Annotated in this window: 20 protein-coding genes; 14 read left to right on the top strand and 6 right to left on the bottom strand. The window is 60.6% G+C overall.

What is annotated here, in order from left to right; translation table 11 throughout:
* The first annotated feature begins 75 nt into the window (after positions 1-75).
* Positions 76-708 (top strand): ParA family partition ATPase, encoded by a 633-nt coding sequence (gene parA / locus ACI1V7_RS24630; protein ID WP_404534635.1) that lies wholly within the window; start codon positions 76-78, stop codon positions 706-708.
* Complete coding sequence (locus ACI1V7_RS24635; RefSeq protein ID WP_404534636.1) at positions 705-1,001, top strand: hypothetical protein; 297 nt, start codon at positions 705-707, stop codon at positions 999-1,001. The genes parA and ACI1V7_RS24635 overlap by 4 nt, the downstream gene beginning before the upstream one ends.
* Here ACI1V7_RS24635 and ACI1V7_RS24640 read toward each other — a convergent pair.
* Complete coding sequence (locus tag ACI1V7_RS24640) at positions 998-1,567, bottom strand: type II toxin-antitoxin system VapC family toxin (protein WP_404534637.1); 570 nt, start codon at positions 1,565-1,567, stop codon at positions 998-1,000. The two genes, ACI1V7_RS24635 and ACI1V7_RS24640, sit on opposite strands and share 4 nt — an antisense overlap.
* Positions 1,558-1,752, bottom strand: a complete 195-nt coding sequence (locus ACI1V7_RS24645; protein ID WP_404534639.1) for a hypothetical protein — start codon at positions 1,750-1,752, stop codon at positions 1,558-1,560. The genes ACI1V7_RS24640 and ACI1V7_RS24645 overlap by 10 nt, the downstream gene beginning before the upstream one ends.
* Before the next feature lie 262 nt (positions 1,753-2,014).
* Between ACI1V7_RS24645 and ACI1V7_RS24650 the strand changes: the two genes are divergently transcribed.
* The gene (locus ACI1V7_RS24650) at positions 2,015-2,206 is read left to right on the top strand and encodes a hypothetical protein (protein WP_404534641.1); all 192 of its coding nucleotides are present in this window, start codon (positions 2,015-2,017) and stop codon (positions 2,204-2,206) included.
* A 335-nt stretch (positions 2,207-2,541) separates the two neighbouring features.
* Here ACI1V7_RS24650 and ACI1V7_RS24655 read toward each other — a convergent pair whose 3' ends face one another.
* The 3 genes from ACI1V7_RS24655 to ACI1V7_RS24665 all read right to left on the bottom strand — a co-directional run bounded on the left by ACI1V7_RS24655 (position 2,542) and on the right by ACI1V7_RS24665 (position 3,454).
* Positions 2,542-2,838: a hypothetical protein gene (locus ACI1V7_RS24655; RefSeq protein WP_404534643.1), complete on the bottom strand. Its 297-nt coding sequence runs from the start codon at positions 2,836-2,838 to the stop codon at positions 2,542-2,544.
* A gap of 11 nt (positions 2,839-2,849) precedes the next feature.
* The gene (locus tag ACI1V7_RS24660; RefSeq protein WP_404534645.1) at positions 2,850-3,134 is read right to left on the bottom strand and encodes a hypothetical protein; all 285 of its coding nucleotides are present in this window, start codon (positions 3,132-3,134) and stop codon (positions 2,850-2,852) included.
* 113 nt (positions 3,135-3,247) lie between these two features.
* Positions 3,248-3,454: a hypothetical protein gene (locus ACI1V7_RS24665; protein ID WP_404534647.1), complete on the bottom strand. Its 207-nt coding sequence runs from the start codon at positions 3,452-3,454 to the stop codon at positions 3,248-3,250.
* Between the two features lie 476 nt (positions 3,455-3,930).
* Here ACI1V7_RS24665 and ACI1V7_RS24670 point away from each other — a divergent pair, with 476 nt between their 5' ends.
* The gene (locus ACI1V7_RS24670; protein WP_404534649.1) at positions 3,931-4,185 is read left to right on the top strand and encodes a hypothetical protein; all 255 of its coding nucleotides are present in this window, start codon (positions 3,931-3,933) and stop codon (positions 4,183-4,185) included.
* On the opposite strand, the gene ACI1V7_RS24675 is transcribed toward ACI1V7_RS24670, so the two are convergent.
* Positions 4,186-5,916, bottom strand: a complete 1,731-nt coding sequence (locus ACI1V7_RS24675) for a DEAD/DEAH box helicase (protein ID WP_404534651.1) — start codon at positions 5,914-5,916, stop codon at positions 4,186-4,188.
* A gap of 72 nt (positions 5,917-5,988) precedes the next feature.
* On the opposite strand from ACI1V7_RS24675, the gene ACI1V7_RS24680 reads away from it, so the two are divergent.
* The 10 genes from ACI1V7_RS24680 to ACI1V7_RS24725 all read left to right on the top strand — a co-directional run bounded on the left by ACI1V7_RS24680 (position 5,989) and on the right by ACI1V7_RS24725 (position 10,313).
* Complete coding sequence (locus ACI1V7_RS24680; RefSeq protein WP_489672320.1) at positions 5,989-6,639, top strand: ParB/RepB/Spo0J family partition protein; 651 nt, start codon at positions 5,989-5,991, stop codon at positions 6,637-6,639.
* Between the two features lies 1 nt (position 6,640).
* Positions 6,641-6,811, top strand: coding sequence for a hypothetical protein (locus ACI1V7_RS24685; RefSeq protein WP_404534655.1), 171 nt, complete (start codon positions 6,641-6,643; stop codon positions 6,809-6,811).
* Positions 6,811-6,996, top strand: coding sequence for a hypothetical protein (locus tag ACI1V7_RS24690; protein WP_404534657.1), 186 nt, complete (start codon positions 6,811-6,813; stop codon positions 6,994-6,996). The genes ACI1V7_RS24685 and ACI1V7_RS24690 overlap by 1 nt, the downstream gene beginning before the upstream one ends.
* Positions 6,993-7,661, top strand: coding sequence for a ParB/Srx family N-terminal domain-containing protein (locus ACI1V7_RS24695; protein ID WP_404534659.1), 669 nt, complete (start codon positions 6,993-6,995; stop codon positions 7,659-7,661). Before ACI1V7_RS24690 ends, ACI1V7_RS24695 begins: the two co-directional genes overlap by 4 nt.
* Positions 7,658-7,816: a hypothetical protein gene (locus ACI1V7_RS24700; RefSeq protein WP_404534661.1), complete on the top strand. Its 159-nt coding sequence runs from the start codon at positions 7,658-7,660 to the stop codon at positions 7,814-7,816. Before ACI1V7_RS24695 ends, ACI1V7_RS24700 begins: the two co-directional genes overlap by 4 nt.
* On the top strand, positions 7,813-7,998 hold the full coding sequence (locus ACI1V7_RS24705) for a hypothetical protein (protein ID WP_404534663.1): 186 nt from the start codon (positions 7,813-7,815) through the stop codon (positions 7,996-7,998). The genes ACI1V7_RS24700 and ACI1V7_RS24705 overlap by 4 nt, the downstream gene beginning before the upstream one ends.
* On the top strand, positions 7,995-8,654 hold the full coding sequence (locus ACI1V7_RS24710; RefSeq protein WP_404534665.1) for an ATP-binding cassette domain-containing protein: 660 nt from the start codon (positions 7,995-7,997) through the stop codon (positions 8,652-8,654). Before ACI1V7_RS24705 ends, ACI1V7_RS24710 begins: the two co-directional genes overlap by 4 nt.
* Positions 8,647-8,973 carry a thioredoxin family protein gene (locus ACI1V7_RS24715; protein ID WP_404534667.1) on the top strand — a complete coding sequence of 109 codons (327 nt, stop codon included), beginning with the start codon at positions 8,647-8,649 and terminating at the stop codon, positions 8,971-8,973. Before ACI1V7_RS24710 ends, ACI1V7_RS24715 begins: the two co-directional genes overlap by 8 nt.
* Positions 8,974-9,040: 67 nt before the next feature.
* A complete protein-coding gene (locus ACI1V7_RS24720) occupies positions 9,041-10,015 on the top strand; it encodes a hypothetical protein (protein ID WP_404534669.1) in 975 nt (324 codons plus the stop codon).
* Positions 9,990-10,313, top strand: a complete 324-nt coding sequence (locus ACI1V7_RS24725; RefSeq protein WP_404534671.1) for a winged helix DNA-binding protein — start codon at positions 9,990-9,992, stop codon at positions 10,311-10,313. The genes ACI1V7_RS24720 and ACI1V7_RS24725 overlap by 26 nt, the downstream gene beginning before the upstream one ends.
* Positions 10,314-10,440 lie beyond the last annotated feature (127 nt).

Consider the following 10,440-nt stretch of genomic DNA (forward strand, 5'->3'; position numbering starts at 1 on the left):
TGCAAAACCGTCAGAACTGAAATACGATTCGCCTTATTCACGGATTGCCGTAAATCCGATTTTGAGGAGATCCATTTGAAAGTCATCGCGTTCCTGAACCAGAAGGGCGGCGTGGGCAAGACCACACTGGCCATCGGTATCGCCACCTTCCTGTCCCGGCTTGGACATCGCGTCCTGCTGATCGACGCAGATCCGCAAGGCAGCGCCTTGGACTGGGCGGCCGCGCGCCAGGGCGATCCCATTTTCCCCGTGGTGGGTCTCCCGCGTCCGACCATCCACCGCGAGATCGACCAGATCGGCGCCGACTACGACTTCGTGGTCATCGACGGCCCGCCGCGCGTGACCGACCTGGCGCGCAGTGCCATCATGGCTGCCGACCTGGTGGTGGTCCCGGTACAGCCGTCGCCATACGACGTATGGGCAGCCGAGGAGATCATCAAGCTGATCGAGGAAGCGCGCATCTATAAGGAAAAACTTAAAGCCGTATTCACGGTGAACCGTAAAATTGCAAACACGGCCATCGGGCGGGACGTAGGCGAGATTCTGGGGCAGTACGCTCTGCCGACGCTGAACTCGACCGTGACCCAGCGCGTCATCTTCGCCGAGGCTGCTGCAGAGGGTAAGGCGGTGTTTGAAATTGATGCGGAGGGTCCGGCTACCCTCGAGATGGCCGAACTGACCCGGGAGATTCAGGAGGCCCTGGCATGAGCACCGGCAAGAAAGTAGCATTCGGCCCGCGGCCGGCGCATGGTACGACGTCGACGCCAGATCCAGAAGCGTGGATCCGCGATCGGGGCGGTGTTGATGATGCCGCTGCAGCACCGGCGCCAGAACCGGAGGTGCCCAAGGAGCCAGCCAAGCGCCTGACCTTCGACATCCCGGCAAGCCTTCACGCCCGGGTGAAGTCGGGCTGTGCCTTGGAAGGTAAGAAGATGAACGAGGAGATCATCAAGCTCCTCGAGGCGCGCTGGCCGTCGAATGCGGGTCAGACGAAACCTTAGCGTGGTTTTTTGATAGCCTTAACGTAGGCGCCTATACCCTTCGGTGAAACTGGTCGATACTCGGCCAATTCAAAAGTGAATTGTGCAAAAGGCTCAAATGACTGAAATTGGCTCAGGCCGGTAATCGCTATCCGGCGTTCGGTTGAAGCCGGTTCGCGCACATTGGTTACTTTGCCGGTAGCGGAATCAAAGTCATAAGGTACATGAACCCTGATTCCGCGATCGACAAAATCCGAGGGATTGCGAGTTACCAGCGGGATATGGTGAACCTTGGCCGTTGCGCCAATAATCGCATCCGGTAACTTCACCTTCGGCGGCACAGCCAAACTGCGCTTTCGTATTTCGATAGCCACATCTGTTACACGTTGGTCGATTTGAATGATTTCAAACTCGGCCAGGACAGCATCAAGCAAAGCTTTTTCATGCTCTCGCTCACCCGCGCGCAGCTCCATGTACGTGATGACACTGATCGCGGGCTTGTCATAATGGGTCAATTCAGCCGTAGCTTGTTTGACGCCATTGAGCATGTCGATGAAAATGTTCGTGTCGAACAGAATCAGTGCCATTCAGCCCTCAGTTGCTCCTGGGCTTCAATGCCGTCCCTTGGAATGTCCGTACGGTCTTTCCACAAACCCTCCGCGGCTTTCAAAGCGGCCAGACGGCGCGCGCGGGCCTGAAGTAGCGCGTCTTCAGCCACTGGTGTGTCCGCAGGCTCTGCGCGGTATTCGTACTCCTTCATCAGGGTGCTCATCTCACACCTCCCTTGCTCAAATATGATCAATGCACCCAGTTTAGCGCATTCATTTGCGACTGTGGTTGTGGCAACCAGGCTAAGTTGACGGCCGCTTGCGCGCCCAGTGATATACTGTTCTTATATACAGTATTTGTTGAGGGGAAACATGCGTGCCGTCGTTCGGTTGCTATTTGAGGATGGAGGCCGGCCATTGCCATTGCACCGCTTGGCGATGCCCCCGCACTTGCATAGCGGACAGTTCGACTTCGGGGAGGTCTACATGCGCGAGTTCCGTCGTACAAGCTATTGCGCCTCCCTCATCACGGACAATGGGGGCAAGCTGACGCTCTACGACGCCGTACTGCGGTATGCCAAGGAGGACGAAATGACGTTCAGCGGCCTGGAACTGGACGAGTTGGGAACCAAGTTCACGGCGATGTCTTGGCGCGTGAAGCTGGTGCCAACCGAATAGCCGCTCACCACGATGTCTGCCGGCGTCGCAGGACGGTCTTTGACTACTTGGCCCGCCAGGCGCGCATGTGATCTTCGTAATCCAGGCTCACCAGTGATCACCTCCGATGTATGAGCCTGTTGGGCGCAAAGGCCTCCCCCAGACATCCACCTCTACCCAAGAGCCGTTTTCCACGTAGCGCAGACAGGCATCGAGCGCTGGCACTTTGACCTCACTGTTCTCGATCTTGCGCCCATCGTCCTTGACATGCAGATAGCGGCCGTCGTCCGTGACCTCGATGTATCGACAGTCGTTGGGGAAATGCAGCTCTAGGCACCGTCGGGTGAAATACCTGCTCACCACACCAGCTCCACGATCGTTGCCGGCGCGTCCGGATCGCTGGTGCGCTTCTTGGAGAGGATCTCCAGCTCGGCCAGCGTCGGGGCGTACCAAGTGCCGTCTTCGCGTCGCACCACCTCGGCCCAGTTGCCCGAATCGACCAGGCTGAGCGCGTCCTTGAAGCTCCAGGGGCACATGCTGCGCACCTGACCGTCTTCGGCCATGGCGCGCCGTAGTGTGCAGCTGTCGTCCTCTGGAAATTCGTACTCGACGTGGTGAATGCGGTCGTTGATCGGCAGGGCGCCTACCTTCATGAAGATGCGCTTCACTGCGAGCCTGCGCGGCCGAGGATGTCGGCCAGCTCATCCGGCGACAGGGATTTGAGTTTGGCCATCGTCTCCCGAGCTGCAGCGCGCTGGGCCAGCTTCGCCTGGCGTTTGCTCTTGAAAAGGCGGTCGAATAACGTGTCCGGCTCAGGCATGTCAATGTCTTCCACCAGCACCTCGATGACCTCGCCCTGCGTGAGCTGATAGGCCTTGGCCAGACGGTGCAGGCGGTCGCGCGCGGCCGGGTCCAGGTCGATGGTGTAGCGGGTGGTCTTGCTGCTCAAGGTATGCTCCGAAGAATAAATCACTGATGAGTGATTATAGTGCGCGAGCGAATATCTCACGCAAAAAAAAAGCGCTCATAAGAGCGCTGGAGGAGACACATCAATGTCGGTGGTCAGGCCACAAGGTCGGCGGTGAAGCCGATCGGCCTTGATTCATCTTTGGCATCGACACCCGGGGAGGCGAAGAAGCCAGGTTGCGCGTTCAACGGGAACGGCACCAGAAAGGCAAGCGCCAGCAGGGCCAGCGGGTTGTGCTCGACGAAGATCACGAAGCACACGGCGACTACGATCAGGATGTTGATGATCAAGGTGTGTTTCATGGCGTCCTTAGTAAGTCATCAGTGAATCAATCATAGCACCGCTACCGGCGCTCTGCAAGCGCCATCTACTTTCGATTTTGCGGCTTGCTGAACCCCAACCACAGGATTTATACTGTATATTCATACAGTGCTTTCGGCGCAATGTTGTGCGTCAGCAAATTGTTGTTGCAAGCTTGAACATTATCGACTAGGATTTGACTTCGCGAAGGAATGTTCCTTTGCTTTTTCCTACGGATAGTTGTTCCTAATGTTGCCAGCCTGCACATACAGAGACTTTACAAACTGCAGAAGATGCGGGTCTTAAAGACTCAATCTTTTGTTCAGCTTTGTTTCCGGTTCGCCGGTTAATAGTTTTTGTATGTGAGTTTGCTGCTCGCTTTATTAAGCCAATGTTTATTAATGCATTGGCAGAGCGAGGATAAGCGTCTGTTTCCCCAATTTAGGGGAAGCGTTATCGTAATTTTGAAAGGAGCAACATGAAATCCCAATATAAAATCGTTCTGACTTCCGCCAATGACTCGCAAGATTGCGAGTCCGAGCATATCAACTTCGATACCTCGCTCACGCCCGCCAATGAGGCGATCCTCGCCCAGGTAGTCACCGACACCATCTGCAAGCTCTATGAAAAGCAGGGGCGCGAAATGCTCTGCGTCTGGGAGGTCGATATGCTCGGCTACGAGGCGGCGTTCTATCAATCGAGCGACAAGCCACGCCCCGCAGCGCAGGCATGATCAAGCCGCGGCGCGCTCCTGCAGCGGGAATCCCATGGCCGGCAGGTCGAAGTCCCTGCCGTTCTCGTAGACGAACCGCTCAAAGCCAGGCGTGCCCTTGATGATCTCCTGGCGTTGCTTCGCATGTCCGACCAGGTAGTCGTTGAAGGCATCGGCGAAGTCCGTGACGTAGCACACGTTCGGACCGACCTTCTTGGCCCGCAGGCCGCGGCCGATGCGCTGGCGCAGCGCCACCTCGGCCTTGCCGCCGCCGGCAAGGAAGACGTGCCCCACCGCCGGCACATCGACGCCCACGTCGAGGATCGTGGTCCCGATCAGTACGTCGATCAGGCCGGCGGCCAATTTCTTCAGCGCGCGCTTGCGCCCGTCCTGGTCGTCCTCGCCACGGATGAAATCGACGCGCAGGCCCACCTCCCGCATTGCAGCCTCCAGCACCTCACCATGACGGGTCTGCTGGATCAGGACCATCGAAGTGAGACCATGATCTGCCATGCGTTTGCACTCGGCGACGATGATCTCGTTGCGATGCTCGTTGTCAACGATACCCAGACGGTACGCTGACTGCCAGCCAGTGCCGCGCGCCAGCTTGGCCGGCTTGTGCCGCAGCGGAATGAACTTGAAGTGGGGCTGCGCCAGGATGCCGCGGTCGATCAGCATCTGCTCGGTGATCTTGATGGCGATCGGGCCGGAGCACGCCATCAAGCGCATGTTCGATTCCTCGTCGCCCTTCATGAATGGGGTTGCTGTCAGCGCCAGGCGATAGTGGGCGTTCTTGCAGTGGCGCAGGATCTCGTAGTAGCTGTTGCCTGACGCCTCGTGCGCTTCCTCCAGGATGACCAAGCCGAATCGTTCGAGCAAGGCGATCGTGCGCGCGCGGTCGCGCATGTGGGCCGACACTTTGACTGCTGCGTCGGCGCGCATGCTCTCGGCCAGCTTCTTTCGCTCTGCCGTCTGGGCGGCTTCGAACACCTTTAGCTTCTCCTTCCTGGCGGCAAGCGGGCCGCCCAGCGCCAGCAGTTGGGTCTCGTAAGCCTTGTAGTCCTTCAGCTCCTTCTTGACGCGGGCGTCCATCATCTTTTCCAGCTCGCCGTCGACTGTCTTCTCCTCGAGGCGCGCGATCAAGGTCTGGACCATCCCGACGCACATCTTCTTGACGGCTTGCCGGCCGTCGGCAGTCGTGTGCCCGAACTGGCCGTCACCCAGCACCGAGACCGGCGTGCCCATTTCTTCGAACGCATCCTTCATCTGGTACATGAGGATGCCGCGCGTGGTCAGGAACAAGGTCGGCAGGTTGATCGAGGCGAAGGCCATGCGCGCGATCCGGCTCTTGCCGCCGCCGGTGGCCACCTGGGCGATGATCTGGCCGTGCTTGCGCAGCCGTTTGACCACCTCGGGCTGGTAGTCGTAGCGCGGGTCGTAGCCAAACGAGTCGATCTCGGGCAGCTCCGGGCCTTGCGGTTCGGGCAGGGGCTTACGGACATGACGGATCTGGTAGCCCTGTTGCCGCAGCTTCGCCGACACGTAATGCACGAAGCCGGCAGGGAAGGTGCCCAGCTTGAAATCGAGGAAGGACGATCGGCCGTCCCAGTTGCCACGCTTGAAGGCGATGCTGTGCTCGGCGCCGCCGACGGCATACGACAGGATGTCCTGGACCGCCAGCTTCACCTCGCGGCTCGGCTCATGCAATTTGGCGACGGTGGCGTTACTCGCGATGGTGATTGTGAGGCTCATTTGGCTTGCCAAGTTTCTAGATTAGGAATAAAGTATAAGTCACCACTGACTTATATGCAATCACACTCAGGTATGCAACAAATTCTCATGCAGCAAGCGGATCCACGGTCACTCAAGCCGAATCCCTGGAACACCAATGTGGTCTCGCCAGACAACGAGGCAAAGATCGATGCCTCGATCAAGCGCCTGGGCATGTTCAAGCCGATCATCGTTCGCATCCTTTCCGATGGGTCGCTGCAAATTCTTGGAGGCGCCCACCGTCGCGATTCCGCGATCCGTCTGGGCATGGCCACCGTCCCGGTGATGAACCTGGGCCACATCGACGACAAGAAGGCCAAGGAGATCGGCATCGTCGACAACGGCCGCTACGGCGAAGACGACACGCTCGGCCTGGCCGAGTTGCTGGAATCGCTGGGCGGCGCCGACGAGCTGGCTGCCTTCATGCCCTTCACCGACGCGGACTTCAGCTCGATCTTCGCTTCTAGCAATATATCGCTCGATGATCTTGAACTCCCGGACGACGACGGGTCAGCCCCAAGCGCACCGGCGCCAAAGGCGGCCCAGACGCACGCCGTCATGCGTTTCAAGGTGCCGCTGGGCGACGACTCCACGATCGCCGACGCCATCGCGAAGGTCCAGAAGGAGCAGGGCTTCACCGACGAGGACACGCTGTCCAACGCAGGTAATGCCCTGGTCCACATCATCAAGCGCGCGGGGTACTGAAATGGCCACCAAGCGCTACGAGTTCTGCGACAGCTGCGTGAACGCCGACATCCCCTACGAGTGCCGGCGCTGCCGCGACGGCGATCAGTTCGAAGCCGTCGACCTGGTCGAGGAGCTGTCGGTCCACGAGCTGCGCTTCATGGCCAATCCCAACTACCAGGAAGACGAATAATGATCCAGTGGTGGCTTTTCCCGTTTCTCTGCACCCTGGCAGCCGTCTTCCTGATGGGCCTGACGCACTACGACTGCAACCTGCCGTATCGGGGCTTCATGACGGTTGCGATCCTGGTCGTTGTCGCGCCGATCCTGACCCTGATGTGGCTTTTCTGTTTTCTTCTTTCCCTGATGTGCCCATGACCCAAGACATCAAATCCAACATCCAGCTGTGGGATACCGCCCGCGTCAAGCCCTACAGCCAGAATGCCAAGATCCACAACGACGCGCAGGTGAGCAAGATCGCCGCCTCGATCGAGAAATTCGGCTGGCGTGGAAACCCCATCGTCGTTGATGAGAACGATGAGATCCTGGCTGGCCACGGCCGGCGCCTAGCCGCGATCAAGCTGGGCCTGGCGAAGGTGCCGGTCCTGCAGATGACCGACATGACCGATGAGGAGAAGCGCGCCTTCCGTCTCGCGGACAACCGCGTGGCCATCTCCGATATCGACGCCGACATCCTGGCCAAGGAGCTGTCCGACCTGGACTTCGACCTGTCCGGCATGTTCGATGCGAAGGAACTTGAATTCGTCACCGCCGACCTGGGCGAGCTGAACCCGGACGCCTTCGTGACCAACATGGACGTGGAACTCGAGCAGCAGGCGGCCGAGACCACCGCAACAATCGCCGCTGCAGCCGACAAGCCTGTCGCGATCGGTAAGGCGCTGGGCTTCAAGACGATCCGCGGCGCGGACGAGCGCGAGGTCGCGATCTTCATGGCCCAGCTGGAGGAGGACTCGGGCATGGCCGGCGCAGAAGCCTTCATGGAATTTGTGCGCACCATGAATAAGTCACCGGTGACGAAATGAAAAGTGAATTTTACTGCTGGCTGGCCAACAAGCTGCCGCGTGGCCTTGCGTACTGGTGCGCGATTCGCGTGATGTCGCACGCTGCATGCGCGAATCCGGCCCAGGAGGTCGACACCCTGACGCCGGCCCAGTGCCTGAAGGCGTGGCCCAAATGACCGAGCTGAAGCGCGGCCGCATTGTCCTGGGCGGCCAAACCCAGACGACCCGGGGCATGGGCTGCCACTGCAGCGGCCCGGCCTACGGCACCCCCTATTGCCCCTGCACGCTCGCGTGGATGCAGGGCCAGGTCGACCCGGACGAGGGCGACCACGACGACTACGAGGATCGCAAGAAATGACCACCTACACCATCGACAAGCGCTACGAGACCTCCGTTGAGCGCACCCCGCGCGTGCTCGCGCTGGCCGAAGCGTTCGGCCTGGGCCTGGACGACAAGGAATTCGTCGTGTTCGACAACCTGAAGCTGGACATCGAGCAGGGCGACGTGGTCTACGTCACCGGCCAGTCCGGCGCCGGCAAGAGCACCGTGCTGCGCGAGCTGCAGCACCAGATGGCCGAGGAGGGCCTGGTCGTCGCTGACATCGACAAGGTCGAGCTGGAAGACAAGCCGCTGACCGACCAGATCGGCGCCACGCAGGAGCAGGGCCTGGCCTACCTGTCGCTGGCCGGCATCAACGACGCCTACCTCTACCTGCGCAAGCCCGCGGAGCTGTCGGACGGCCAGCGCTACCGCTTCCGCCTGGCCAAGCTGATCGAGTCCGGCGCCAAGGTCTGGGTCGCCGACGAGTTCCTGGCCGTCCTGGACCGCACCGCGGCCAAGATCATCGCCTACACGCTGCAGAAGACCGCGCGCCAGGTCGGCGCCACCCTGCTCGTGGCCACCACGCACACCGACATGGTCGACGACCTGGCGCCGAGCCTCTACATCGAAAAGCGCTACCGGGAAAAGATCCTGGTCGAGCGCCCAACCACTGAAGGATCCGAAAATGCATAACACCCACAACACCGCCTTCTTCGACGACGTGCTCAAGGCCTCCTACGCCGAGCCGGTCGTGGTCATGTTCCACGCCAGCTGGTGCGGCCCCTGCAAGTCGATGAAGCCGCTGATCGAGCGCCTGGCCACCGACATCGGATTCACCCTGGTCGGCGTCGACGCCGGCACCGAGCGCCAGCTGGCCGCCAGCGAGAGCGTGCGCGCCGTCCCGACCCTGATCGTCTACAAGGACGGCAAGGCAGTCGGCAGCCCGTCCGCCGGCGCCAAGACCGAGACCGCGCTGCGCACCTTCCTGGCCACCGCAGGAGTCTGGGCATGACCACGTTCGAATGCTTCGCCCTGGCCATGGTCGGCGCCGGCGCATTCCTGATCTGGAAGTGGCCGGCATGATCATCCTGGACAACGAGGACATCCTGGTCGAGCGCCGCGCGCGCCCGGCCGGCCACCGCCTGTCGCTCCTGAACCGCATCTACATCGAGCGCGGCACCAAGGAGGACTGGGAAGTGCTGCACGAGCTGCACTACAAGGCCGACAAGACCGGCATCGGCCCGCGCTACTGGCGTTGCATGCTCGATGGCCAGGTGATCGGCGTGGGCGTGATGACGGTGCCGAAGATGCTGCTGTCCGGCCGCAACGAGGCGATGAAGTACATGCGCCCGAACGTGAACGGCCGCGACACGCGCCTGGTCAACCGCACGCGCGCCATGTGGCTCAACGCCCAGGCCTGCACGAACAGCCGCCTAGTGCTGGACACGATGTATCGCGGCGCCGGCATCGCCTACCGCATGCAGAACCTCATGATGCGCATGACCGGCTGCCGATTCGTCGAGTTCCAGTCGTCGATGAGCAAATTCAACCCGTTCGCGGCCAAAGCCGGCATGCGCTTCACGAAACCGAAGCGCTCGGCCAACTACGCGAAGGGCCTGGCCTTCTTCCAGCGCTGGTTCACCTCGATGCCGATGGATTACGTGGGCATCAAGGAGGAGATCGACGCCATGTCGCCGGCGGTGCAGAAGAAATGCGTCGCCGAGATGCGCAAGTTCTACTACACCTGCTCATCCATGGAAAAGTCGGGCGATAACCGCGCCAACGGCACCAGCCGGGTCGATGGCATGGAAGTGGGCTACCTGCTCAAGAGCCTGCAGCAGTTGGTCCTGGCCAGCCCGCTCTACGGCATCTTCGAAAACCCTGACCACGGCGTCGAGCTGCCCGCGCGCCTGCCGCTGTTCGCGTTCGACAACCAGAGCCTGACCGAACCGCTCGACTTGGCGCGCGCACGCGAGCAAATGAGCACCATCCCGGCCCCCAAACTGACCGACATCCCGGAAGACGAAGATGAACCTGACGACGAAACAGATTGAACTGCTGCGCGTGATCGGCGCCGGCAACGGCCCGGACCAGCCGTGCGACCTGGACGAGATCCTGGACCGGGTCCGCTACGAGACCACCAAGGCGAGCCTGCAGTTCTCGATCCGCGCCCTGGTGGCCCACGGCCTGGTCGAGAAGCTGCCGACGGAGAAGCGCCGCGGGCGCCAGCGCCGGCCGATCGCCGTGACCGAGCTGGGTCGGGGCTACGCTGGCGGCACCGGACCTGGCGCGCGGGTATCCGTCACGCCCGAGGAGGACGAGATGGAAGAAATCGTGGAATTGATGGAGTAGCAACTTATCACTCCCGCGACTGATTGTCCTTTCCTGAACTTATGACTCGTAAGTTGTTTCCATAGGATGAGGTGGACTTATGCTTTCTTTTGGGAAACTTATGCATGACCCCCTTTTCTATAAAGTA

The organism is Massilia paldalensis (assembly GCF_044901715.1).
Taxonomy (GTDB): domain Bacteria; phylum Pseudomonadota; class Gammaproteobacteria; order Burkholderiales; family Burkholderiaceae_D; genus Telluria; species Telluria paldalensis.